Source organism: Serratia sp. FDAARGOS_506 (assembly GCF_003812745.1).
In the GTDB taxonomy this organism is placed as follows: domain Bacteria; phylum Pseudomonadota; class Gammaproteobacteria; order Enterobacterales; family Enterobacteriaceae; genus Serratia.
Genome location: NZ_CP033831.1, coordinates 3,577,694 through 3,601,002, shown reverse-complemented (window position 1 = coordinate 3,601,002; position 23,309 = coordinate 3,577,694). Strand labels below are relative to the sequence as shown.

The following is a 23,309-nucleotide window of genomic DNA, read 5'->3' as shown; positions in this document are numbered from 1 at the left end:
CTTCTGCCCCGCTCATCTATACTGATTGCAACGCTTTAGCACCCGCCGAAACGCACCTGGAGCCCCGGCATGATTCACTCTCTGTTATCCATTCCCTGCGTCACGCTGCAGGGCGAGCAAAAAACGCTGGGCGATTTCCCGGCGCGCGCTTACCTGGTGGTCAACACCGCCAGCAAGTGCGGCTTCACCCCGCAATACCGCGGGCTGGAGAATCTGTGGCAATACTATCGCGAACGCGGCCTGGTGGTGCTCGGCTTTCCCTGCAACCAGTTTGGTTCTCAGGAACCGGGCAGCCCGCTGGAGATCGCCAATTTCTGCAGCCTCAACTACGGCGTCAGTTTCCCGCTGTTCAGCAAGATAGACGTTAACGGCCCCGGCGCGCACCCGCTGTTCAATGAGCTGAAACGCCTGGCGCCCGGCATTTTGGGCAGCCGCCGCATCAAGTGGAATTTCACCAAGTTCCTGCTCACCGCCGACGGCCAGCGCATCACGCGCTTTGCGCCGATCACCAAGCCCGAGCGTCTGTTTGACCGCATCGAAACCCTGCTGAAATAACGCCTCTTTTTTACGGGCCGAGTGCGCTCGGCCCGCCGCCAGATGCCCGTTCGACAAAAAGGTTCCATCGGTAAGAAAATTTTCCTTGATGTAACCCTTCCTTCACATGATAATGATTCTCAATTTGATATTAATTACCATTTAATGGTTTGTTTTAAAAGCACAATGATGATGGATATTGCCAACACGCCTCCCCCGGCCGCCGCGGCCCCGACCGAGCACAGCGCAAACGCGCCGCCCAGCTACGACAGCGCACAGCTGCTCGGCGCCGACGGCATCGCGTTCATTACCCATCAGGGTCAGTGCTATCAGCTGCGGCAGACCAAAGCCGGGAAATTGATCCTGACCAAATAACCACAGAATCCTCAAACGCCAGCCACCCCGATCTTTTGATCCAGGCAGCCAGCAAATCTATTGATATGTTTTATTACATACGGAGAGTTGCACCATGCCTCTGACATTTTCCACCCGGCTGCGTTTTTCCGCTTTGAGTCTGGCGATTGCCTGCGCTCTGCCTACGGTGGCCTTGGCACAAAACACCAGTACAACATCCTCTTCCGACGCGGCGCCGGCTAAAAAAGCCAAAGCCGCCGACGAGACCATGACCGTGGTCGCCACCGGCAACCAGCGCAGCAGCTTTGAGGCGCCGATGATGGTCACGGTCATCGAAGGCAACTCGCCGGAAAGCCAGACCGCCACCTCGGCCGCCGATATGCTGCGCCGCGTGCCGGGCATCACCGTCAACGGCACCGGGCGCAGCAACGGTCAGGACGTAACGATGCGCGGCTACGGCAAAAACGGCGTGCTGACGCTGGTCGACGGCATCCGTCAGGGTACCGATACCGGCCACATCGGCGGCACCTTCCTCGATCCGGCGCTGGTGAAGCGCATTGAAATCGTGCGCGGCCCCTCTGCGTTGCTGTACGGCAGCGGCGCACTGGGCGGCGTCATCGCCTACGAGACCGTCGATGCCGCCGATCTGCTGCTGCCGGGCCACGATACCGGGTTCCGCGTCTACGGCACCGCAGGCACCGGCGATCACAGCCTGGGCATGGGCGCCAGCGCTTACGGCAAGACCGATAACCTCGACGGCCTGCTGTCGTTCGGCACCCGCGACGTCGGCAATCTGCGTCAGGGCAATGGCTTCGATGCGCCTAACGATGAAACCATCAGCAACGTGCTGGCCAAAGGCACCTGGAAGATCGACGACAATCAGTCATTGAGCGGCGATCTGCGCTATTACAACAACAGCGCCCAGGAGCCGAAAAACCCGCAGACGCCGGGCAGCTCGAGCGGCAACCCGATGACCAACCGCTCCACCATCCAGCGCGATGCCGCTCTGAGCTACAAGCTCAAGCCGGTCGGCCAGGATTGGCTGAACGCCACCGCCAAGCTATATACCTCGGAAGTCAAAATCAATGCGCACAATGCCGGCGCGACCGACGAATTCCGCAAGCAGACCACCAACGGCGGCAAGCTGGAAAACCGCACGCGCCTGTTCGCCGACAGCTTTGCGTCACACCTGCTAACCTACGGCTCCGAGGTCTATGAACAGAAACAGCAGCCGGGCGGCGCCACCACCAGCTTCCCGCAGGCCAAGATCAACTTCGCTTCAGGCTGGCTGCAGGATGAAATCACGCTGCGCGACATTCCGGTCACCGTGCTGGCCGGTACGCGCTACGACGATTACAAAGGCAGCAGCCAGGGCCATGAAGATGTCAAAGCAGACAAATGGTCGTCCCGCGGCGCCCTGAGCTACTCGCCGACCGACTGGTTGATGCTGTTCGGTTCCTATTCCCAGGCCTTCCGTGCCCCGACCATGGGCGAGATGTACAACGATTCGCGCCACTTCCCCGGCAACTATTGGGTGCCTAATCCGAATCTGCGACCGGAAACTACCAGCACCACCGAAGCCGGTTTCGGCCTGCGCTTCGACGATCTGCTGCTGGCGGATGACAGCCTGCAATTCAAGGCCAGTTACTTCGATACCGACGCCAAAGACTACATCTTCATGTATGTCACTCGTACGCAGACCGCCTCAGCGAATATCTCTCGCGCCAAAATTTGGGGTTGGGACACCTCGCTGAACTACCAGACCAAGTGGTTTAACTGGGATCTGGCTTACAACCGCACACGCGGCAAGGACAAGTCTCGCAATGGCGAATTGAACGCGAAAAGCGGCGATTGGCTGGCCGACATCAGCCCGGATACCGTCACCAGCTCGCTGGACGTGCCGCTGGGCGAAACCGGTCTGTCCGCCGGCTGGGTCGCCACCTTCGCCGAACGCGCCACCCGCGTACAAACGGGGACGCCGGAGCAAGGCGGCTACGGCGTCAACGATTTCTATCTGAGCTACAAGGGCCGCGATCGGCTGCAGGGCATGACCACCACCGTGGTGCTGGGCAACGCCTTCGACAAAGAATATTACTCGCCGCAGGGCGTCCCGCAGGATGGCCGCAACGCCAAACTGCTGGTCAGCTACCAGTGGTAATCATTTGACTATCTGGCGGACATTCGGTGTGTCCGCCGTTCGCATTACAGCGCAGGAGAATCCCGCATGAGCAATACCCTATACGAACGCTACCAACAGGCCAAAATCGACCACCCCGGCAAATACGCCCGCGATCTGGCGGCGATCCTCGGCGTCAGCGAAGCGGAGCTGACGCACGCCCGCGTCGGCCACGATGCCCGTCGCCTGCAGGCCGACGCTCGCACCCTGCTGACCGAGCTCGAGCAGGTAGGCGTCACCAAATCCATCACCCGCAACAGCTATGCGGTGCATGAGCAGATGGGCCGCTACCGCAACCAACACCTCAACGGCCACGCCGGGCTGATCCTCAACCCGCGCGAGCTGGATTTGCGCCTGTTCCTCAACCACTGGACCAGCGTCTTCGCCATGAGCGAAACCAACAAGCGCGGCGTGCGCCACAGCATCCAGTTCTTCGACCCGCAGGGCGATGCACTGCACAAGGTCTACACCACTGAAGAAACCGATCTGCCGGCCTGGATGGCGCTGGTGGAACGCCACCTGAGCGAAGAAAACCCGGCGCTGGCGCTGCAGCCCGCCGAGGCGAGCACCGCCGATAAAACTACGCCGGATCATGCCAAAATCGACGCTGAATGGCGCGCGATGACCGACGTTCACCAGTTCTTCCAGCTGCTAAGCCGCAACAAATTGACGCGCCAGCAGGCGTTCCGCGCCGTCGGCGACGATCTGGCCTATCAGGTGGACAACAGCGCGCTGTCGCAACTGCTGGAAGCGGCGCAGCGGCAGCAAAACGAGATCATGATCTTCGTCGGCAACCGCGGCTGCGTGCAGATCTTCACCGGCCAGATCGAACGTTTGATGCCGCAGGAAGGCTGGATCAACGTGTTCAACCGCCGCTTCACGCTGCACCTGATCGAAGGTGCCATTGCCGAAAGCTGGATCACCCGCAAACCGACCAAGGACGGCATCGTCACCAGCCTGGAGCTGTTCGCCGCCGACGGCACGCAGATTGCACAGCTGTATGGCCAGCGTACCGAAGGTCAGCCGGAACAAACCCAGTGGCGCGAGCAGGTCGCCGCGCTCGCCGCCAAGGACATCGCCGCATGAAATCTTCCTTGATCCGCCGCCTGGCGTTGATGGTGACGCTGGCGCTGCCGCTCACCGCTGCGGCGGCGCAGCGCATTGTCTCGATCGGCGGCGACGTGACGGAAATCGCCTTCGCGCTCGGCGCCGGCGACGAGGTAATCGCCCGCGACAGCACCAGTTTGCATCCGGAAGCGGTGAAAAAACTGCCGGACGTCGGTTACATGCGCCAGCTGAATGCCGAAGGCATTCTGGCGCTAAAGCCGACGCTGGTGCTGACGACCGAGCTGGCGCAGCCGGCGCTGGTACTCAAACAGCTGGCGGACAGCGGCGTCAAAGTGGTCAGCGTGCCGGGTGACACCACCCTGCAGGCGGTGCCGCAGAAAATCGCCGCGATTGCCGCCGCGCTGCAACGCGTTGAGCAAGGCAAGCAGCTGAGCGAGCGCTATCAACAACAGCTGGCGGCGGTCGACACCTCCCCGCTGCCGGTCAAAGTGCTGTTTGTGATGAGCCACGGCGGCATTACGCCGATGGCCGCCGGGCAACACACTGCCGCCGACGCGGTGATCGCCGCCGCCGGTCTGAAAAACGCCATGCAGGGCTTTGAGCGCTACCGTCCGCTGTCGCAGGAAGGCGTCATCGCCAGCGCGCCGGATCTGTTGCTGGTCACTACCGACGGCGTGCGCACCCTCGGTGGCGAACGGCAGCTGTGGACGCTGCCGGGCCTGGCGTTGACGCCGGCGGGCAAACAGCGCCGCGTGCTGATCGTCGATGACATGGCGCTGCTCGGCTTCGGTCTGGAAACGCCGGCGGCGCTGGCCAAACTGCGCCACGCGGCGGAGCAAAAATAATGCGCTGTCGCACCTCGCCTCAGTTGGCCATCATCGGTCTGCTGGTGTTGCTGACGCTGTTGGCGCTGGTCGCCGCCAACCTGGGCGCGCTGACGCTCTCGTTTCGCACCCTGTGGCGCGAACCCTTCAGCGATGCCGCCTGGCACATCTGGTTAAACATCCGTCTGCCGCGCGTGCTGCTGGCAGTGGTGATCGGCTGCGCGCTGGCGGTGTCCGGCGCCGTGATGCAAGGGCTGTTCCGCAACCCGCTGGCGGATCCTAGCCTGCTGGGCATCAGCAGCGGCGGCGCGCTGTTTGTCGCCCTGTTCATCGTGATGCCGCTAGCGTTGCCGGTGACGATCGCGCTGTACGGCCATATGCTGGCAGCGTTCCTCGGCAGCCTGCTGGTATCGCTGTTGATCTACGGCATCAGCCGCAGCGGGCACGGCAATCTGTCGCGACTGCTGCTGGCGGGCATCGCCATCAACGCCCTGTGCATGGCGGCCATCGGCGTGCTCTCCTACGTCAGCAGCGATCAACAACTGCGCCAGTTCTCGCTGTGGATGATGGGTAGCCTCAGCCAGTCGCAGTGGCCGACGCTGGCGGTTTCCGCCTCGCTGATCCTGCCTGCGGCGCTGTTGACGCTGCTGCAGGCGCGTCGGTTGAATCTGTTGCAACTGGGGGACGAAGAAGCGCATTACCTCGGGGTGAACGTCCAGCGCGCCAAGCTGCAGCTGCTGTTGCTGAGCGCCTTGCTGATCGGCGCGGCGGTAGCGATGAGCGGCGTGATCGGCTTCGTCGGTTTGGTGGTGCCGCATCTGGTGCGCATGCGCCTCGGCGGCGATCACCGCTGGCTGCTGCCCTGCTCCGCGCTGGGCGGCGCCTGCCTGCTGCTGGTCAGCGATACGTTGGCACGCACGCTGGTGGCGCCGGCCGAAATGCCGGTGGGGTTGATGACCAGCCTGATCGGCGGTCCTTACTTTTTGTGGCTGGTGATGCGCCAGCGGGAGCGAACCGGTGGATAACGCCGCCTGCCTGACAGCCCGAGAGCTGCGTTACAGCCTCGGTGCGCGCCGCCTCATCAACGACGTTTCGCTCAGCCTCGCCGGTGGTGAAATGATAGCAATTATCGGCCCTAACGGCGCCGGCAAATCGACGCTGCTGCGCTTGCTGACCGGTTATTTGACGCCGGACTGCGGCGAATGTCGCCTGCTCGGCCGCCCGCTGGAACACTGGGCGCCGCAACAGTTGGCCAAAGTCAGAGCCGTAATGCGCCAGTACAGCGATCTGGCGTTTCCGTTCAGCGTGGAAGAAGTGGTCAGCATGGGGCGGGCGCCGCACGGCAAACGCGACGAACATCAGGCGATCCAACAGGTGATGGCGCAGACCGATTGCCTGGCGCTGGCCCAGCGTGACTACCGCCGGCTGTCCGGCGGCGAGCAACAGCGGGTGCAATTGGCGCGGGTGTTGGCGCAGCTGTGGCAACCGCAACCGTCCCCCGCCTGGCTGTTTCTCGATGAGCCGACCTCGGCGCTGGATCTGTACCACCAGCAGCACACCCTGCGCCTGCTGCGCTCGCTGACGCGCCAACAACCGCTGGGCGTTTGCTGTGTGCTGCACGATCTCAATCTGGCTGCGCTGTACGCCGATAGGATTTTGCTGTTGCATCAGGGGCGCCTGGTAGCGAGCGGCACGCCACAGGAGGTGTTGCAAACGGAAATCCTCACCCGCTGGTATCAGGCCGATCTCGGCGTGGTGCATCATCCCGAAGTGTCGCTGCCGCAGGTCTATCTGCGACAATGAAACGTTCAAGGGCGCCATGAGATGTAATGCTTGTCAGTTAGCGTTTTTATGCAGGCGTTCGTGACATTTTCGGTCGATAAAAGTGAGATGCCCCATGTGGCTCACGCACCTCGACCGAGCCAGGGGCCGAAGGCGCGGCCCCCCCCATTGCCGTTCGCTACGGCATCAGAGAAATGAGAGAGTTTTACGGCAATGAGGCCGCACGAAACACACAAAGATGGGATAAAAAATGCCAGTCAGGCTTAACTGACTGGCATTACGCCATGAGGCGCCCTTTTTTCATCTCAGCTGGAGCAGGAAATCTCCAGATGTTTGCCCCAGTCCGGCGGCAGCGCGGCGAGATCGTCATATTCCGGCGCATCGTCGAACGGCCGCAGCAGGGCCTGATGCAAGCGCTGCAAACGGCCCACATCGTCTTGCTCCGCGTCCTCAATCGCCTGCTGCGCCAAATAGTTGCGCAGAATCAGGCGCGGGTTCACCGCCTTCATCGCCCGTTGCCGCTCCTCATCGCTCACCTGTTCTTGCTGCAGACGCCCGCGATACTGCTGATACCAGGCGTCGAACGCCGCGCGGTCGATAAACTCGTCGCGCAGCGGCGACTGCGCCTGTTGCTGCTCAGTGTCGCTCAACAGGCGGAACGTGCGGGTATAGTCCCGCCCTTCCTGCGCCATCAGGCTCAATAGACCGGTGAGCACGTCGTTGTCCTGCGCCGTCGGCGTGAAGAAGCCGAGTTTGGCGCGCATCTGTTCGCCGTAGGCGCGCATCAGCGCCGGTTCATACGCCGCCAGCGCCTGCTGCAGCTGTTCAGTGGTCATCAGCCCCGACAACGTCTGCGCCAGGCGATGCAGGTTCCACAGCGCCACCGCCGGCTGATTGTCGAAGGCGTAACGCCCCTGGTGGTCGGAGTGATTGCAGATATAGCCGGGCTGGTAGTCATCGAGGAAGCCGTAAGGGCCATAATCGATAGTGATGCCAAGAATCGACATGTTGTCGGTGTTCATCACACCGTGAGCGAAACCGACGGTTTGCCAATGGGCGATCAGGCGCGCCGTCCGTTCCACCACGTCGGTAAACCACAGCTGGTAACGCTCAGCCAGATCCTGCAGCTGTGGCCAGTGACGGGCAATGACGAAATCCGCCAGCTGCCGCACCTGCTCCGGCTGTTTGCGGTAGTAAAAGTGTTCGAAGTGGCCGAAACGCACGTGGCTTTCCGCCACCCGCATCAGCATGGCGCCGCGTTCCGGCTGCTCGCGGAACACCGGCTGGCGGCTGGTCACGATGGTCAGCGCTCGGGTGGTGGGGATCCCCAAATGATGCAGCGCCTCAGAGGCCAGAAACTCGCGGATAACCGAACGCAGCACCGCGCGGCCGTCCCCCATACGCGAATATGGCGTCAGCCCGGCGCCCTTCAGGTGCCAGTCGCGGCGGCTGCCGTCCGCCAGGACCTGTTCGCCAAGTAAAATGCCGCGGCCATCACCCAGTTGCCCGGCCCACACGCCGAACTGGTGACCACTGTACACCTGCGCCAACGGCTGCATGCCCGGCAGCAGCGTTTCTCCCGCCCAAATGGGGGTTTTATCCTGGGTAAACCAGCTTTCATCCAGCCCCAACTCGCGCGCCAGCGGCTCGCTGTGGTACAGCAGGCGTGTATCCTTGAGCGGCGTCGGGTTCAGGGCGGTGTAGAAACCGGGTAACTGTTGGTAGTAAGCATTATCGAACTGCGGCATAGGCCCTCCGTTTCAGCGTAGTGTAGAGCCTGAACGGGCGGATTAACACCGAAGGAATGCAGGGAGAACGCATCCGCCTGTCGCCAGGACGGATGCGGGGAGTTTGGCGTTTGCGCCTAACGGAGGAAACGCGATTTAACGCAGGCTGACAAACGGTGTCATCAGCTCAAAAACGATGGCGAATAACGGCGACGGAATCACGACAAACATCATCCCGCACATTATTTACCTCATTGTGTGTAGTTTTTTATATCACTTCTTAATTATTGAACTCGCTGGGCTTCGCCAGCAAAGCTTGCAGATTATCCACACCAATGCTGGGCCATAAAAAACCTTGCAGGCCTAAAACACCGGCGTATCTGAGTTTATTAAAGTACTCTTTTTTCTCTATTCCTCCGACGATCACGCCTTTACACAACAGGTTGATATTCTTTAACAACGAGTCGATGACCACGTCATACCCCTGATGGGTAAACAGCTGCCAGTAAAAACGCTTGTCTATCTTTACGTAGTCAAACAAACCATCATACAGCGCGGCTAAGGTGGCTTTACCGGAACCGAAATCATCGAGCCATAGCGTAAACATTTCGCTTAATCGCTGCACGCTCGGGTTGTTCTTCCCGGCCGAAAGATTCGGAAAACTCTCACTCATTTCGAATGCAATAAAAGGATATTGCCTGATCCATTGGCACAACGCCGGATCGGAAAGAATAAGCTCAACGATGGTTTCTTCGATATTGATGGTCAACTGCACGCTGTTACCGGTAAACCAGGCCGCATGCCGCTCTGCAAGTTTCAATTGCTCATTAAATAACTCAATCCTTTGTTCAGGTGCCAATAAATTAATCCCAATTTCGGCCGGCATGGCTAAATCACCGTCGGGACTGTTGAAACGGCTCAACATTTCCACCGCCAACAGCCTGCCCTCCATTGAGTAAACAGGTTGAAAAACATAGCTACTAATAAAGTCAGCTTCGAGTTGGATGTTCATTTTAATGCCACAGGATGAATGGCTAGCGTATCATCGTATATCAATATATTTTATCGATCAATCCTTCTGGGATTAATCGGAAATATCAATGTAAATACCCATGAAATATCATTTAATTGATAGATTAAAGCTATACGACAATCGCGAAAGGCGCAAAAGAAAAGCAGCCGAACTTATGCCATTTTCCTCACCCAACGCGTGATGTGAAAAGATATTTGGCTTAAGTAGAATGGATGAAGGGCTAAATTTGACTTATCTCCTTTGTTTTATTTAAGAAAAATCTTAAATAAAGTAAAATAATCTTTCTGCCGTAACATCAATTTTTCCTGTCGTTAACGATGACTGATTAAATCTAATAACACATCAATTCCTCTCGTTATTCGTGGCATTGAAAACGTAAAAAAATGCCCACCTTGATTTTCATAAAATTTGCGCTACCGCACCTGCGAAACGTCAATTTCAGCGATAAAAAAAGGGATGAGCACGCTCATCCCTTCACCACCACGATCTCGGGTTAACGGATCGTTTCGCTCAGCCATTGCCGCAGCTCTGTCAATTCGGCCGCCTGTTGCGGATACTCCGCCATCAGTCGGTCACAGCAGGCGGCAACAGGCTCGCTGCGATACGCGCAGCCCACCAGCGCTTCCGCCAGCCGCTGCAGCGGGGCGGGATTCAAACTGTCGGTGAACACCTGTGCGCGGACGATCATCCCCTTCTCTACATCGAAGAACAAATCCACGCCGCCCCAGACGAAGCGTTCGTTAAGCAGATGGCTGAACGCCGGCGCCTTGCCGAAATTCCACTCCCAGCTGCTCTGTTTGGCGAACTGCGCGGCAAAATCGGGCAAATCGGGGAACACGTCCGGCGAAATGATCTCCGGCTCGGCTGTCTCGCCATAGTGGGCGAAGAAGGCCTGCACGATGGCTCCGCACACCTGCTCATGGCTGATGCCCGGCAAAAACTCCGCCAAATTGGCGACGCGCGAACGCACCGAGGTGATGCCTTTGGCCTGCAGTTTTTTGGGATCCGGATTTAGGTAGTCCGCCAACCGCTCCAGATCGGCGTTCAGCAGCAGCGTGCCGTGGTGGAAACCGCGATCCTGCGTTTCTCGATAGGCCGAGCCGGATATTTTGCGCGGACCGTCGGCAGTCTCCATCACCAGATCGTTGCGTCCCGACGCGCCGGCCGTGACACCCAATTGCCGCAGCGCTTGCAGAATGATGTCGGTCGAGACGCTTTTGTCGTAACCCGGTTTGCCGGCCATAAAGGTAAAACAGGTATTGCCCAGATCGTGAAATACCGCCCCGCCGCCGCTGCTGCGCCGCGCCAGCCGAATGCCGTCCTGCTCCATGCGCCGGGTGTTGCACTCTTTCCAGGGGTTTTGCGACTGACCGATCACGACTGTTTCGGCATTACGCCACAGGAAGAGGATTTTTTGCGTGGTCATCTCGCGGAAGATGCATTCTTCCACTGCCAGGTTGAACCAGGGATCGTAGGAGTCGGAGATCAGTAAACGCAGACTGTTCATGGCAGGCACCGTTCAAAACACATGATGCCGCCATGATACACCAAATCAATGGGTTAAGGCTAAATGCGTCGCGCCTGCCAGTACACCCGCTTCCAGTAGACGTTATCGAGCGAGGAGCGGATCACTCCGCGACTGGTCGAAGCATGGATAAATTGATCGTTGGTATCGTAGATACCGACGTGCAGGCCGTTCTCACCGCCGCCGGTTTTGAAAAACACCAGATCGCCCGGCATCAGCTCATCACGCGAGACCTTGGTGCCCAGCGAGGTTTGTTCTTCGGTCGAACGCGGCAGTTGCATATCGAAACGATCGCGGAACGTGCGATAAACAAAGCCGGAACAATCTACCCCGCCGCGATCCAGACCGCCGTAACGGTATGGCGTGCCATACCACTGGCGCAATTGCTCGTTGAGCTGGGCCACCACCACGATAGAGTCCGCCAGGCGGCCGCTGGGCGGCGGCGCATGGCTGCTGCAACCGGCGAGGATCAAACTGGCTAATAAAAACCACACACGCATCCGCATAATATCCCTTCATTGAACACGCTGCCGCATTATGCCAATCGGTACACCACCACACCGCCTGCGAGGCAAAGCCGGCACCACGTAAGGAGAGCGCTATTTGGCGTTAATTTATCTCCCGCACGGGGAAAAAGGCAAGCGCCATGAGGGAGATAATAGCAGGATCGCCGGTTTTGACCCTATTCCGGCGATTTTGTCTCGGATTTGCTGTTAATTAGCCAGACGCCGAACAGAATAAACAGCGTACCCAACGTTTTCAGCAGCGTAGCGGATTCGTTAAACCACGGCAGGATCACCGCCGCCAGATAGACCAATGCGTAGCTGACGCTCAGCAGAGGATAAGCGCGGTTTAACGGCAGGTGACGCAGCGCAAAGAACCAACACAGCATCGACAGCGCATAACCGAAGATCCCGCCGCCCACCGCCAACAGCGGCAGCCAGTAGTCGCCGATCAACGCCAAAGAGACGTCGGCGAACGACATCAGCGGGATTTGCGCCATGCCCCACTTCATCAGCAACTGCGCCAGCGTCACCAGCAACACGCTGGCAGCGCCCCAGGCATAGCCCTTCATGAATGCACGCTCATCAGCAGGATCCCCAACATAATCGACGCTACGCCGCACCAGTGGCGCGCGGTCGTCGGCTCATGAAACAGCCAGCGCGCCGCCAGCGTCACCATCACGAAGTTCAAGCTGAGCATCGGGTAAGCCAGGCTGAGTGGCAGGCGTTGCAGCACATTGAGCCACACCGCCATGCCCAGCCCCAGCAACAGCACCGCCAGCGCCAGCCAACGCAGCGTCTGCTTCAGCCGCGACTCCTCCGCCCGCTCCCAACAGTGCGCCGCCTGCTTCTGGCACAGCTGCCCACCACAGGTGAGCAGGCTGACCACAACCACCAACAAAAAACCCATCATGGTTGCTGTTTATACCACATCAGCACCAGGCGATTCATACGATCCACCTTGTCTGCGGCAGGCAGCTCCTGCGGCAACGCTTCGCCACGGGACAGTTGCAGCACCAGGGACACATTCCCCTGTTTGCGCGCCTGCGCCAGCCACTGCGGGAAGTCGGCGTCGCTGATCAGATGGCCCTTGGCGTCCGGATACTCCAGACCGTAGGCCACCTCGCCTTTCTGGCTGTACATCAGCACATCGCTACGCTTCAGTTCCCAGGCCAGACCGGCCGCTACCCCGACGCTGTCGGTCAGCACGTAGCGGCTGTCGCCCAGCTCGCCCATCGTGGCGCGCGCGAAGTTCTGCGGCAGCTTGGAATCGGTCACCTGTTGCGGGATGGCGTAGCCAATCACCAGGCACAGCAGCACCGGGCAAGCCGCCGCCCAGCGCCATTGACGGCCATTATCACGAACGGAAACCAGCGCGAACAGCAGCCAGCCGCCGAAGGCGATCAGGCCGAGAACCACCTTAGGCCACTCCTGCGCGGTAAACAGATGGGCTTTCGGCAGCAGGCCGGAGCTCAACACCACCAGCGCCACGATGCCGATCAGGCCGAACAGACCGTTCAGCCAAGCGTTGGCCTTGAACAGCCTGGCGCGCAGCGTGGCGGCGTAGTCTTCCGCATAGGCGGTCATCAGCAGCGCCAGCGGCGCCATGCACGGCAGAATATAGGTCGGCAGTTTGCCTTTGGCGATGCTGAAGAAGATCAGCGGCATCATCGCCCAGCTCAGCAGGAAGAACAGCTCCGGACGCTGTACGCGTTCGCGCCAACCCTTGAGCAGCGCGCCGGGCAGCAGCGCCAGCCAAGGCAGCACCGCACCCAGCAGGATCGGCAGGTAATACCAGAACGGCGCCTTGTGCTGGGCGTTATCTTCGGCGAAACGCTGAATATGTTCGACCCAGAAGAAGTAATTCCAGAAATCGGGTTCGCGTTGCGCGATCGCCAGCGCCCATGGCAGGCTGAGCAACGTAGCGGTCACGATCGCCACCGGGCCGTAGCACAGCAGATCCTTGATACGGCGTTGCTGGATGACGATCGGGATCACCGCGATCACCGGCACCGCCAACGCCAGGAAGCCCTTGGTCATAAAGCCCATGCCGCAGGCCAAGCCCAGCAGCGCATAAGCGCCCAGCTTGCCTTTAACAGAAGTGGCTTTCAGCGTCAGGTAATAGCTGACCATCGCTGCCGCCAGCCACAGCGAGATCATCGGATCGAGCACGCTATAGGTACCGATGCTGAACACCAGCACCATCGACAGGAACATCAGCATCGCCAGGCTGGCGCGGCGCGCATTGCGCCACATCAGCATCGCCAGCGCGAACACCAGCAATGCGGTCATGCCGGTGCTGAACACCGAGCCGAAACGCACCGCAAAGTTGTTTTCGCCGAACAGCCACTGGCTGATGTTATTGAACCAGTAACCCGCCACCGGCTTTTCAAAGTAGCGCAGTCCCAGCAGGTGCGGCACAACCCAATCGCCGCGCTGCAGCATTTCACGGCTGATCTCGGCATAACGCGTCTCATCTGGCTGCCACAGCAGGCGGCCGTTAAGCGGGATCAGGTAAACCAGAGCAAAAAAAACGGCCAGCAGAATGGCCCAGGATCCTTTTAGCGCCTTCATGTAACGTCCTTCACATCGGTTTGACAGCCCAGCCAACCTTCGCGGCCGGGGAAAGGAGCGCGCTTGATGCGGCCCAACGGCAGTGACGCCAAATCTTGTGGTAACAGCGCGCTCAGCGGACAGAATTCGATGCCCTGCTGCTGTGCGCGTTGCAATAACTGTTCGAACATCGCCGCCTGCGACATGCCTTCCACTTCGGTGTGAATGGTGTACACCGGCACGCCGCGATCGTTCTCGATGGCGCGCAAAATGTAGTCGTTGAAGTCGGCCATGCTGACTTCGCTGCCGATCACTTCGTCGAAAGTCGGCAACGTCACCGGAATTTGCACCGTACCGTGACGCCCGTCGCTCAGCACCGGACGGAACGGATGGGTACCGCGGCAATCGCTGTTGTAATGGAAGCCGAAACGCTGCTTGACCTCCAGCACGCGCGTATCGGCTCGCCAGCCCGCCACGGCGGAGCATTTCACCGGCTGGCCGGTGCAGGCGCTCAGGGCGTCGACGCCCAGCTGCACCTGCTCGGTCAACTGCGCCTCACTCCACTTGCCGACCTTGGCCTGCCACCCCTGGTGATCCCAGGCGTGCAGCCCCACCTCATGGCCGGCTTCGGCGGTACGCTTCATCAACGGCCCCAACGCGCGTGAAATGTTGCGCCCCGGCCAGGCGGTGCCAGCCAGCAGAATGTCCAGGCCGTACAGCGAGGCGGCGTTCGAACGCAGCATTTTCCACAGAAATTTCGGACGCAAAAGGCGCCAAAGATGGCGCCCCATGTTGTCCGGTCCCACGCTGAAGAAGAAGCTGGCCTGAATATCGTACTTGTCGAACAGGTCCAGCAACTGCGGCACCCCTTCACGGGTGCCGCTGAAGGTATCTACATCAACCCGCAGACCGACTTTCTTCATGCACCGTTCCCTTCCTGAACGGTAGTGCGCAGGAAGTAGTCCAGCGTATCGGCGACGGTTTGCTTCATCTCGATGGTCGGCTGCCAGCCCAGCAGGCGGTGAGCGTTCTTGATGCTCGGCGTGCGGTGTTCGACGTCCTGGTAACCTTTACCGTAGTAGCTGCTGCTCTCAACGTCCTTGAAGCCGGCAAACGGCGGGAAGCGGTCGCGCAGCGGGTGGTTGTTGAAGCTTTCCAGCAGCATTTCCGCCAGCTCGCGAATGCTCGCCTCGTTGGTCGGGTTGCCGATGTTGACGATCTGGCCGTCGCACAGGCCGTCGCGGTTCTCAATGATGCGGAACAGCGCTTCGATGCCGTCGTTGATGTCGGTGAAGCAACGTTTCTGCGCCCCGCCGTCCATCAGTTTGATCGGTGAACCTTCCACCAGGTTGAGGATCAACTGGGTGATGGCGCGGGAAGAGCCGATGCGCGCAGCGTCCAGGTTATCCAGGCGCGGCCCCATCCAGTTGAACGGACGGAACAGCGTGAACTTCAGGCCTTCTTTAGCGCCGTAAGCCCAGATTACCCGATCCAGCAGCTGTTTGGAGACCGAGTAGATCCAACGCTGTTTGTTGATCGGCCCGACGATCAGACGCGAATGGTCTTCGTCGAACTCTTTATCGTCGCACATGCCGTACACTTCTGAGGTGGACGGGAAGATGATGCGCTTGTTGTATTTCACGCAGTCGCGAACGATCTTCAGGTTCTCTTCGAAGTCCAGTTCGAACACGCGCAGCGGGTTACGGGTGTATTCGATCGGCGTCGCGATCGCCACCAGCGGCAGCACCACGTCGCATTTCTTGATGTGATACTCGATCCACTCGGAGTGGATGCTGATATCACCTTCCACGAAGTGGAAACGCGGGTTGTCGAGGAAGCGGCTGATGGCGTCAGAACCGATATCCAGACCGTAGATGTCGTAGCGATCGTCACGCAGCAGGCGCTCGGTCAGGTGGTTACCGATGAAGCCGTTGACCCCGAGGATCAGCACGCGGGTGCGACGCTTCATTACGGCGTTCGGCTTGGCGGCCAGACGCACGTCGGTGACGATGCCCATTTCCTGCGCCAGGCGGCTGCCCTGCACGTACAGACCGCTGTCGTTTTGGCCGGCGACGATCTCCAGCGCGCCTTCGCCACAGGCGATGACCAGCGGCGAGGTGCTCAGCACGGTGCCCGGTTGTTTGTCGTGTTGGGTATCCAGCACGCGAGAGCGCCAGACGATCAGTTTGCGCTGGCCGAGGTAGCTAAAGGCACCCGGGTACGGTTCCGTGACGGCGCGTACCAGGTTGTTGATCTCTCTGGCAGACTTGTGCCACAGGATCTCGCCGTCCGCTGCAGTGCGGCGCCCGAAGTAGCTGGCCTGAGACTCATCCTGCTTGGTGAAGGTGGCCGTGCCGTTTTTCAGCTTCGGCAGCTGCTCTTTCAATACGGCCTGCGCGGCTTCCAGCACTTTTTTGTGCAGCGTCAGCGCAGTGTCGTTGTCGGCGATGGTCACTTTCTGCTGACCAACGATGTCACCGGCGTCCGGGCGTTTCACCATCTTGTGCAGCGTGGCGCCGGTTTCAGTTTCGCCGTTCACCAGCGCCCAGTTCACCGGGGCGCGGCCACGGTAGTGCGGCAGCAGCGAACCGTGCAGGTTGAAACCGCCCTGCGGTGCCAGCGAGAGGATCTCGTCGCTCAGCATGTGGCGGTAGTAGAACGAGAAAATCACGTCCGGCTGCAGGTCGCGAATACGGTCAACCCACAGCGGGTGGTTCACGTCTTCCGGCGCGTAGACCGGCAGATCCAATTCGGCGCCCAAACGGGCCACGGAGGAGAAGAAGTTGTTCTCACCAGGGTCGTCGGTGTGCGTAAATACGGCCTGCACATCATAACCCGCCTCAGTCAGCGCTTTCAGACCTGCGCAGCCAATATCATGGTAAGCAAATACAATAGCTTTCATCATTCTTCTTCCTGAGTATTGTGGTCCTGCTGTACGCCGACCACTTTCTGAACAAAATAGCGAGGACGTGCGCGCACGTCGGTATAGATGCGGCCGATGTATTCACCCAGTAGCCCCATGCCAACAAACTGGGCGCCGATAAAGGTGAACAGCACGGCGAAGAGGGTGAACACGCCGCCGGCGGCCCATTCAGGGCCGAGCAGCAGACGCAGCGCAATCAGCACCAGCGCCAACACAAACCCGGACAGCGCCACGATGCTGCCGACCACGCTGAGCAAACGCAGCGGCGTGGTGGTCAGACAGGTGATCAGATCGTACATCAGGTTGATCAGCTTCATCAGGCTGTACTTGGAATCGCCAAACTCGCGCTCGGCGTGGCGCACGTCGATCTCGGTCGTGCGGCGGGCAAAGGTGTTTGCCAGAATCGGGATAAAGGTGCTGCGCTCGTGGCAGTGCAGCATCGCCTCAACGATATGACGACGGTAAGCGCGCAGCATGCAGCCGTAGTCCCCCATCGACTTGCCGGTAGCGCGCTGAATCATCATATTGATCACGCGCGAAGCGCTTTTGCGGAACCAGGAGTCTTGACGGTTGGCGCGCACGGTGCCCACCACGTCATAGCCCTCTTCCGCCACGCTGACCAGACGAGGGATCTCCTCCGGCGGGTTCTGCAGATCGGCGTCCAGCGTAATCACCAGATCGCCGGTCACCTGGTTGAAACCGGCCATAATGGCCGAGTGCTGGCCATAGTTGCGGTTCAGCAAAACGGCGATGACGTGGCTGTCCGGCTTTTCCGCCGCTGCGGTTAGCATGTCGGCGGAGTTGTCGCTGCTGCCATCGTCGACGAGGATAATTTCATAAGGTTGAGATAACTGCTTACAAGCGGCGGTAGTACGCTCCAGCAACGCCGGCAGGCTTTCCTGCTCGTTGTATACCGGGATGACTATCGACACTTTTTTAATCGGTTCAACGCGAGACACGTAAAGACTCCACAACAGAAGACAAGGCATTGACCACGCGATCCACGTCGGCGTCGGTCATATCAGGGAATAGCGGTAAGGTGCACAGCCGCGCCGAGTTCCATTCGGTATTCGGCAAGGAAAGCTGCGGATAACGCTCACGGTAGAATTTCTGGGTGTGCGCGGCGCGGAAATGCAGCCCGGTGCCGACGCCAACCTCTTTCAGGCGCTCCATCAACCGATCGCGATCGATGCCGCAACGCTCTGGATCGACACGCACCATAAACAGGTGCCAGGCGTGGTCATGCGGATAATCCGGCACGCCCAACGGTTGGAACGGCGAGCCTTCGAGCGCGCTCAGGTAGCGCTGTGCCAGCGCCTTACGGCGCGCGTTCAGCTCAGCGAAGCGCGACAGCTGCACCACGGCGATCGCCGCGTGAATGTCGGACAGGTTGTATTTGTAACCCGGTTCCACCACTTCGGCCTGCGGTTTGCGACCAAGCTGCTGGCGATCGAAGGCATCGACGGCCAGACCGTGGAACTTCAGGCAACGCAGGCGATCTGCCAGCGCATCGTCGTCGGTAGCGATCAGGCCGCCTTCGGCGCAGGTCACGTTTTTAATGGCGTGGAACGAGAAAATCGCCGTCCCGCGTGCGCCGACCCATTCGCCGTTATAGCGTGTGCCAACCGCATGGGCGGCGTCTTCGATCAACGGCAAACCGTGGCGTTCGGCCACGGCGCGCAGCGCGTCCATCTGCAGAGGAGCGCCGGCGTAGTGCACCGGTACAATCGCTTTGGTTTTCGGGGTGATAGCAGCTTCGACATCGGCGGCGCTGACCATCAACGTATCACGGTCAACGTCGATCATGACCGGCGTGGCGCCCAACAGCTCGATCATGTTGAGTGTGGAAACCCAGGTTTGCGAAGGGGTGATGACTTCGTCGCCGGGGCCGATGCCCAGCGCCATCAAAGTGATGTGCATGCCCGCCGTGGCGGAACTGACGGCGATCGCATGCTTACAGCCGAAGGTGGAACAGAAGTCGCTTTCCAACTGCTGGTTTTGCGGCCCGGTGGTGATCCAACCGGAACGCAACACTTTCTCTACCGCGGCGATTTCTTCATCGCCGATGGCCGGACGAGAGAAAGGCAAAAATTGATCCATAGTTAACCCCAAACGTATCGAACTGCTTTTGATGACACTGTAAATCCCTTTCGTTTAACGGATATTAAACGCCAGAGAAGAATCGTTTCCGTGGATTAACTGCCAATGTAAGGCCGCAAGCTTAACTAAACCTTAAGACGAGACTTGTCATCAGTGGGTCAACTGATTGGTGGGTGTCGCCATCATCGATTTAAAATCATTATTAAAATCAATTTCTTATATTTATTAATAATTATTTACGTATTTTATTTTTGCCGAATCAAGCGTAGCACGTCATCGACGTTTTTCAAGGAAATCGATAAGAAAATGAGAGGCAGCCCAATATTAGCCGATAATTACCCAGCTATTTATATCCACTGCGTTTAGTTTTCGTTTACGTTATGCCACGCCGTCGCCGCGATTTAAGCCGTGCGGGTCATGATCCAACGCTGGTCCCCCACCCATTGCAGGTGGAAATCCACCTCATAGATCTGCGACAGCAGCGCAGGCGCCATCACCTCACGCGTGGCACCCTGCGCCACCAACCGCCCGGCGTGCAGCAACCAAACTCGATCTGCCTGCTGCAGGGTATGATTCAGATCGTGCGCGCACACCAGCGCGCTGCGCCCACTTTGGCAAAACTCACGCAGCAAGCGATCCAGCGCCACTTTCTGCGCCACGTCCAGACTGTTGGTCGGCTCATCCAGCAACAGCAATCGGCTGTGCGGGTTGACGCTGGGCCACACCTGCAGCAACACCGCCGCCAGCCGCACACGCTGCCATTCGCCACCGGAAAGTTGCGTCAGCATCCGTGACAGTTTATCCACCAGCTTCAGGCGCTGGCACAGATAGAGGATGGCGTGTTCCACAGCGGTTTGCGCCGTTGCCGCAGGACGATGCAACGCCAAATACTGAAACACCGGCATCAGCGACACCGGCGGCTGTTGCTGGCTGAGATAACCGCGTCGGCGCGCCAGCTCGTCCCCGGGATAATCAGACAGCGCGCGCCCGTCCAGGTTGACTTCACCCAGCCCCGGCAGCATGCCCGCCACCCGCGCCAACAGAGTGCTCTTTCCCGCGCCGTTTGGGCCGATCAGATGGACCTGCAACCCGCCGTCAACCTGTGTCGAAAAAGGCGCCAGGCGCCCCGTCACCCCAACATCAACGAGTTGCAGCATCCGTCTTATCCTGCCAGCGCTTGTTTTACCGCCGCCACCAGCGCAGGATCTTCCGGCGTGGTGTCAGGTGAGAAGCGTTGGATCACCGTGCCGTCGCGCGCGATGAGAAATTTCTCGAAGTTCCACAGAATATCGCCGGTGTGCTTCGGCGCACGCCCTTTGCTGGTCATCCGCGCCAGGAACTCGCTGCCCTGCGGTGCGACAGCATCCGGCTGTGCGGCAATCAGCGCCTGGTACAGCGGATGACGATGCTCGCCGTTCACCTCAATCTTGGCGAACATCGGGAATTGCACGCCGAAGGTGCCGCGGCAAAACGCCAGGATCTCTTCGTTGCTGCCCGGCTCCTGGCCCAGGAATTCATTGGATGGGAACCCCAGCACTTCCAGCCCTCGATCGCGATAGGTTTCGTAAAGCGCTTCCAGCCCTTCATATTGCTTGGTCAGGCCGCACTCCGAGGCCACGTTGACCACCAGCAGCACCTTACCCTGGTAGGCGCCCAGCGTGGTCGCCTGATTTTCGATAGTTTGTAACGGCAGGTTATAGATTGGCTTGCTCATCGGTTGTCATCCTTTGGTTTTTTAATGGCAGGTGAATGAAGAAAACTACCTTACGCCTTTTGCTCGGGTCAGTAACCAGATAAATAGCGGAGCCCCCAGCGTGGCGGTCACCACGCCGATCGGCAACTCGGCCGCCAGCAGCGCAACGCGGGCTATCACATCAGCCACCAGCAACACCCCGGCCCCCGCCAGCGCGCAGGCCGGCAGCAGATAGCGCTGGTCGGTCAGACCGGTGAGCCGCAAAATATGCGGGATCACCAACCCGACAAAGCCGATCACTCCGGCGAGCGCCACGCTGACACCGACCAGCCAGCCGATCGCCAGCACCAACAGGTTACGCCACAGATGCAGCGACAGCCCAAGTTGCCGCGCCTGCACCTCGCCCAACGCCATCAGGTTGAGCGCTCTGCCCTGGCCACACAACCACAGCAGCACCGGCAGCAGCGCCAGCACCAGCCACTTTTGCCGCCAGTCGACGCCGCCGAAGCCGCCCATCATCCAGTACATCAGCTGCCGCAGATCGAGGCTGGTGCTGAAATAGACCGCCCAGGTCATCAGCGCGCTGCACACGATGCCCAGCGCCACGCCAACCAGCAACAGCCGCGCATTGGTCAGGCGCCGGCGACGAGCGAAGCCCAACAGCAAGAAAGTCATCGCCAAGGCACCGGCTATCGCGGCGGCGCTCATCAGCGCCACCGGCAACAAACCGTGCCCCAACAGCACCGTCAACACCAGCGCGACGCCGGCGCCGTTAGCCACCCCCAGCAGACCCGGCTCCGCCAGCGGGTTCTCAAACAGCGCCTGCATCACCGCGCCCGCCACCGCCAGGGCGGCGCCGACCAACATCACCGCCAGCGCGCGTGGTAAACGCAGTTGCCAAACAAACAGCTGCGCCCGATCGCTGAACCACTCTGACGGCCATATCCATTGGTCACCGGCGCAGAGGCTGAACAGCAACGCCAGCGCTACACCCAGCGCCAGCAGAGTGACCTGGCGTTTATCGCGGTAGCGCTGATGTTGCAACAGTAAGGTGAAAGTACGGCTGGTTGGCATGGCGCGGCGGTTCCCTGCCGGCCGCTGTCGTGGCCGGATAATTGACGTCTGAGTCGAATATTAGGGGGTTAACGCCGCAAGGGGAAGCCTTGTGTAGGCGATGGCGCAGGAAAGCAGCGGCTGGCCCTGCCCGTCATCACCATGATGATGGCAAAACCAGCCGCCGATAAACTCAGGGATTAACGATGTGGGCCGGCGTTGCCCGGTGGATAAGGCTGGCCGCGGCCGTCATCGCGGCGATCATGGTCACCCCGATCGTCATGACGACGGTCGCGATTATCGCGATCGCCGTGGAACGGATTGCCGCTGCGTTCCGACTCGCGATGTTCATAGCCACGCGGCGGCGAAGGTTGCCAGCGGCCGCCGTCCCAGTACATGCCGCGCGCATTGCGCTCACCCAGGCCGCGGCCCTGGTGCGCATGCCACCACTGCGGTGGACGCCAGTCGTAACCATCCCAGTAGTAGCCGCGACGGTCCTGATCCCCCAGATGCAGAGAAACGCCCGGCACGTTGATATCGACGGACACATCGGCCTGCGCCACCAGCGGCAGCAACAGCGGGAAACACACCAGCAACAGGATCTTTTTCATTTTGTCTTCTCACTCTATTTTTCTTGCTGCTGTGGTTATATCAGCGCGCTTATTTAACGACTATCTCATCGATGCCTATTTTCAGATCGTTTTCGACGGCCTTACGCAATCCCTACACTGTTTGCCACCACCTTTAATTATCATAACCACTGACAAGGCTTAACGAATAACTGACGCCTCTCAAGCAGCGCGGCAATTATAATTAAGCGGATTTCCACCGGAGGATAATAAGATGATTAAACGTATAGGTATGTTGCTGGCCGTTGTGGCCCTGGCTTCAAGCCTCAGCGCCTGCTGCTGGGGCCCGCACTGGGGCGGCGGCCACCGCGGCGACGGCCCTGGTCATTATTACGGCCGTTATTGAAATAAAAAATAAGGTTACTCATCAAGCAAAATAAGATATAAGAATGTTCCGCAATTTGGGTTAAATGATTTTTTGCCGAAGTGCTTTAATGAATAGTTTTAATCTTCACATTGCAGATTAAGAATAAACTGAATTTTTCCCAGAAAAGAAAAAGGCCGCGCAAGCGGCCTTTTTTGATGTCACGTCACTCACCCTTTCGGGCTGGCGTTTTCTACCCGGCTTTTCAACTTCTGCCCCGGACGGAAAGTCACCACGCGGCGCGCCGTAATCGGAATGTCTTCGCCGGTCTTCGGGTTACGCCCCGGACGTTGGTTCTTGTCACGCAGATCAAAGTTGCCAAAACCCGACAGTTTTACCTGTTCGCCATTCTCAAGGGCCCGACGGACCTCTTCAAAGAACAGTTCCACCAGGTCTTTGGCGTCCCGTTTGCTAAGCCCAAGCTTCTCAAACAGGTGTTCTGACATTTCAGCTTTAGTAAGCGCCATA

Annotated in this window: 24 protein-coding genes; 8 read left to right on the top strand and 16 right to left on the bottom strand. The window is 59.3% G+C overall.

Annotated elements, in window-relative coordinates; translation table 11 throughout:
* Positions 1-69 precede the first annotated feature (69 nt).
* The 7 genes from EGY12_RS17525 (at position 70) to EGY12_RS17495 (ending at position 6,759) form a co-directional block, all read left to right on the top strand.
* Positions 70-555 carry a glutathione peroxidase gene (locus tag EGY12_RS17525; RefSeq protein ID WP_025302639.1) on the top strand — a complete coding sequence of 162 codons (486 nt, stop codon included), beginning with the start codon at positions 70-72 and terminating at the stop codon, positions 553-555.
* A gap of 171 nt (positions 556-726) precedes the next feature.
* Positions 727-909, top strand: coding sequence for a hemin uptake protein HemP (gene hemP, locus EGY12_RS17520; RefSeq protein WP_123895624.1), 183 nt, complete (start codon positions 727-729; stop codon positions 907-909).
* 94 nt (positions 910-1,003) lie between these two features.
* On the top strand, positions 1,004-3,046 hold the full coding sequence (locus EGY12_RS17515) for a TonB-dependent hemoglobin/transferrin/lactoferrin family receptor (RefSeq protein ID WP_123894784.1): 2,043 nt from the start codon (positions 1,004-1,006) through the stop codon (positions 3,044-3,046).
* Positions 3,047-3,112: 66 nt separating this feature from the next.
* Positions 3,113-4,150 carry a hemin-degrading factor gene (locus EGY12_RS17510; protein WP_123894783.1) on the top strand — a complete coding sequence of 346 codons (1,038 nt, stop codon included), beginning with the start codon at positions 3,113-3,115 and terminating at the stop codon, positions 4,148-4,150.
* Entirely contained in the window at positions 4,147-4,977 is an 831-nt protein-coding gene (locus EGY12_RS17505) for a hemin ABC transporter substrate-binding protein (RefSeq protein ID WP_123894782.1), read from the top strand. Before EGY12_RS17510 ends, EGY12_RS17505 begins: the two co-directional genes overlap by 4 nt.
* Entirely contained in the window at positions 4,977-5,981 is a 1,005-nt protein-coding gene (locus EGY12_RS17500) for an iron ABC transporter permease (RefSeq protein WP_048233553.1), read from the top strand. Before EGY12_RS17505 ends, EGY12_RS17500 begins: the two co-directional genes overlap by 1 nt.
* A complete protein-coding gene (locus EGY12_RS17495) occupies positions 5,974-6,759 on the top strand; it encodes a heme ABC transporter ATP-binding protein (RefSeq protein ID WP_123894781.1) in 786 nt (261 codons plus the stop codon). Before EGY12_RS17500 ends, EGY12_RS17495 begins: the two co-directional genes overlap by 8 nt.
* A 284-nt stretch (positions 6,760-7,043) precedes the next feature.
* Here the strand turns inward: EGY12_RS17495 and EGY12_RS17490 are convergent, their stop codons facing one another.
* From EGY12_RS17490 to EGY12_RS17420, 15 genes are all read right to left on the bottom strand, one after another.
* Positions 7,044-8,486 (bottom strand): YdiU family protein, encoded by a 1,443-nt coding sequence (locus EGY12_RS17490; RefSeq protein WP_123894780.1) that lies wholly within the window; start codon positions 8,484-8,486, stop codon positions 7,044-7,046.
* 259 nt (positions 8,487-8,745) lie between these two features.
* Entirely contained in the window at positions 8,746-9,477 is a 732-nt protein-coding gene (locus EGY12_RS17485) for an EAL domain-containing protein (RefSeq protein ID WP_123894779.1), read from the bottom strand.
* A gap of 514 nt (positions 9,478-9,991) precedes the next feature.
* Positions 9,992-11,005: a lipoate--protein ligase A gene (locus EGY12_RS17480; protein ID WP_123894778.1), complete on the bottom strand. Its 1,014-nt coding sequence runs from the start codon at positions 11,003-11,005 to the stop codon at positions 9,992-9,994.
* A 59-nt stretch (positions 11,006-11,064) separates the two neighbouring features.
* Entirely contained in the window at positions 11,065-11,529 is a 465-nt protein-coding gene (locus tag EGY12_RS17475) for an NlpC/P60 family protein (RefSeq protein ID WP_016927954.1), read from the bottom strand.
* 176 nt (positions 11,530-11,705) lie between these two features.
* Positions 11,706-12,098, bottom strand: coding sequence for a 4-amino-4-deoxy-L-arabinose-phosphoundecaprenol flippase subunit ArnF (arnF, locus tag EGY12_RS17470; RefSeq protein ID WP_123894777.1), 393 nt, complete (start codon positions 12,096-12,098; stop codon positions 11,706-11,708).
* Positions 12,095-12,439, bottom strand: coding sequence for a 4-amino-4-deoxy-L-arabinose-phosphoundecaprenol flippase subunit ArnE (gene arnE, locus EGY12_RS17465; RefSeq protein ID WP_123894776.1), 345 nt, complete (start codon positions 12,437-12,439; stop codon positions 12,095-12,097). Before arnE ends, arnF begins: the two co-directional genes overlap by 4 nt.
* Positions 12,436-14,100: a lipid IV(A) 4-amino-4-deoxy-L-arabinosyltransferase gene (arnT, locus tag EGY12_RS17460; RefSeq protein WP_123894775.1), complete on the bottom strand. Its 1,665-nt coding sequence runs from the start codon at positions 14,098-14,100 to the stop codon at positions 12,436-12,438. Before arnT ends, arnE begins: the two co-directional genes overlap by 4 nt.
* Positions 14,097-15,002, bottom strand: coding sequence for a 4-deoxy-4-formamido-L-arabinose-phosphoundecaprenol deformylase (arnD, locus tag EGY12_RS17455; protein ID WP_123894774.1), 906 nt, complete (start codon positions 15,000-15,002; stop codon positions 14,097-14,099). Before arnD ends, arnT begins: the two co-directional genes overlap by 4 nt.
* Positions 14,999-16,981: a bifunctional UDP-4-amino-4-deoxy-L-arabinose formyltransferase/UDP-glucuronic acid oxidase ArnA gene (gene arnA / locus EGY12_RS17450; protein ID WP_123895623.1), complete on the bottom strand. Its 1,983-nt coding sequence runs from the start codon at positions 16,979-16,981 to the stop codon at positions 14,999-15,001. Before arnA ends, arnD begins: the two co-directional genes overlap by 4 nt.
* Positions 16,981-17,961 (bottom strand): undecaprenyl-phosphate 4-deoxy-4-formamido-L-arabinose transferase, encoded by a 981-nt coding sequence (gene arnC, locus EGY12_RS17445; RefSeq protein WP_033642884.1) that lies wholly within the window; start codon positions 17,959-17,961, stop codon positions 16,981-16,983. Before arnC ends, arnA begins: the two co-directional genes overlap by 1 nt.
* A complete protein-coding gene (gene arnB, locus EGY12_RS17440; protein ID WP_089185898.1) occupies positions 17,948-19,102 on the bottom strand; it encodes a UDP-4-amino-4-deoxy-L-arabinose aminotransferase in 1,155 nt (384 codons plus the stop codon). The genes arnC and arnB overlap by 14 nt, the downstream gene beginning before the upstream one ends.
* 401 nt (positions 19,103-19,503) lie before the next feature.
* Positions 19,504-20,259 (bottom strand): vitamin B12 ABC transporter ATP-binding protein BtuD, encoded by a 756-nt coding sequence (gene btuD / locus EGY12_RS17435; RefSeq protein WP_123894773.1) that lies wholly within the window; start codon positions 20,257-20,259, stop codon positions 19,504-19,506.
* Positions 20,260-20,264: 5 nt separating this feature from the next.
* A complete protein-coding gene (locus tag EGY12_RS17430) occupies positions 20,265-20,816 on the bottom strand; it encodes a glutathione peroxidase (RefSeq protein ID WP_123894772.1) in 552 nt (183 codons plus the stop codon).
* Between the two features lie 45 nt (positions 20,817-20,861).
* Positions 20,862-21,869: a vitamin B12 ABC transporter permease BtuC gene (gene btuC / locus EGY12_RS17425; RefSeq protein ID WP_123894771.1), complete on the bottom strand. Its 1,008-nt coding sequence runs from the start codon at positions 21,867-21,869 to the stop codon at positions 20,862-20,864.
* 179 nt (positions 21,870-22,048) lie between these two features.
* Positions 22,049-22,459: a DUF2502 domain-containing protein gene (locus EGY12_RS17420; RefSeq protein ID WP_123894770.1), complete on the bottom strand. Its 411-nt coding sequence runs from the start codon at positions 22,457-22,459 to the stop codon at positions 22,049-22,051.
* 232 nt (positions 22,460-22,691) lie between these two features.
* Between EGY12_RS17420 and EGY12_RS23535 the strand changes: the two genes are divergently transcribed.
* Entirely contained in the window at positions 22,692-22,823 is a 132-nt protein-coding gene (locus EGY12_RS23535) for a hypothetical protein (RefSeq protein ID WP_047727673.1), read from the top strand.
* Between the two features lie 188 nt (positions 22,824-23,011).
* Here the strand turns inward: EGY12_RS23535 and ihfA are convergent, their stop codons facing one another.
* Positions 23,012-23,308 (bottom strand): integration host factor subunit alpha, encoded by a 297-nt coding sequence (gene ihfA / locus EGY12_RS17415; RefSeq protein ID WP_004931414.1) that lies wholly within the window; start codon positions 23,306-23,308, stop codon positions 23,012-23,014.
* Position 23,309 lies beyond the last annotated feature (1 nt).

What these genes read in the sequence shown, in the direction of transcription:
- EGY12_RS17500 (WP_048233553.1), top strand. Translation starts at nt 4,977, where the DNA reads ATGCGCTGTCGCACCTCGCCTCAGTTGGCCATCATCGGTCTGCTGGTG.
- arnF (WP_123894777.1), bottom strand. Translation starts at nt 12,098, where the DNA reads ATGAAGGGCTATGCCTGGGGCGCTGCCAGCGTGTTGCTGGTGACGCTG.
- hemP (WP_123895624.1), top strand. Translation starts at nt 727, where the DNA reads ATGGATATTGCCAACACGCCTCCCCCGGCCGCCGCGGCCCCGACCGAG.
- arnA (WP_123895623.1), bottom strand. Translation starts at nt 16,981, where the DNA reads ATGAAAGCTATTGTATTTGCTTACCATGATATTGGCTGCGCAGGTCTG.
- EGY12_RS17420 (WP_123894770.1), bottom strand. Translation starts at nt 22,459, where the DNA reads ATGAAAAAGATCCTGTTGCTGGTGTGTTTCCCGCTGTTGCTGCCGCTG.
- arnB (WP_089185898.1), bottom strand. Translation starts at nt 19,102, where the DNA reads ATGGATCAATTTTTGCCTTTCTCTCGTCCGGCCATCGGCGATGAAGAA.
- arnE (WP_123894776.1), bottom strand. Translation starts at nt 12,439, where the DNA reads ATGATGGGTTTTTTGTTGGTGGTTGTGGTCAGCCTGCTCACCTGTGGT.
- EGY12_RS17475 (WP_016927954.1), bottom strand. Translation starts at nt 11,529, where the DNA reads ATGCGGATGCGTGTGTGGTTTTTATTAGCCAGTTTGATCCTCGCCGGT.
- EGY12_RS17490 (WP_123894780.1), bottom strand. Translation starts at nt 8,486, where the DNA reads ATGCCGCAGTTCGATAATGCTTACTACCAACAGTTACCCGGTTTCTAC.
- EGY12_RS17525 (WP_025302639.1), top strand. Translation starts at nt 70, where the DNA reads ATGATTCACTCTCTGTTATCCATTCCCTGCGTCACGCTGCAGGGCGAG.
- arnT (WP_123894775.1), bottom strand. Translation starts at nt 14,100, where the DNA reads ATGAAGGCGCTAAAAGGATCCTGGGCCATTCTGCTGGCCGTTTTTTTT.
- EGY12_RS17430 (WP_123894772.1), bottom strand. Translation starts at nt 20,816, where the DNA reads ATGAGCAAGCCAATCTATAACCTGCCGTTACAAACTATCGAAAATCAG.
- arnD (WP_123894774.1), bottom strand. Translation starts at nt 15,002, where the DNA reads ATGAAGAAAGTCGGTCTGCGGGTTGATGTAGATACCTTCAGCGGCACC.
- ihfA (WP_004931414.1), bottom strand. Translation starts at nt 23,308, where the DNA reads ATGGCGCTTACTAAAGCTGAAATGTCAGAACACCTGTTTGAGAAGCTT.
- EGY12_RS17515 (WP_123894784.1), top strand. Translation starts at nt 1,004, where the DNA reads ATGCCTCTGACATTTTCCACCCGGCTGCGTTTTTCCGCTTTGAGTCTG.
- EGY12_RS17480 (WP_123894778.1), bottom strand. Translation starts at nt 11,005, where the DNA reads ATGAACAGTCTGCGTTTACTGATCTCCGACTCCTACGATCCCTGGTTC.
- EGY12_RS17505 (WP_123894782.1), top strand. Translation starts at nt 4,147, where the DNA reads ATGAAATCTTCCTTGATCCGCCGCCTGGCGTTGATGGTGACGCTGGCG.
- btuC (WP_123894771.1), bottom strand. Translation starts at nt 21,869, where the DNA reads ATGCCAACCAGCCGTACTTTCACCTTACTGTTGCAACATCAGCGCTAC.
- EGY12_RS23535 (WP_047727673.1), top strand. Translation starts at nt 22,692, where the DNA reads ATGATTAAACGTATAGGTATGTTGCTGGCCGTTGTGGCCCTGGCTTCA.
- btuD (WP_123894773.1), bottom strand. Translation starts at nt 20,259, where the DNA reads ATGCTGCAACTCGTTGATGTTGGGGTGACGGGGCGCCTGGCGCCTTTT.
- EGY12_RS17510 (WP_123894783.1), top strand. Translation starts at nt 3,113, where the DNA reads ATGAGCAATACCCTATACGAACGCTACCAACAGGCCAAAATCGACCAC.
- EGY12_RS17485 (WP_123894779.1), bottom strand. Translation starts at nt 9,477, where the DNA reads ATGAACATCCAACTCGAAGCTGACTTTATTAGTAGCTATGTTTTTCAA.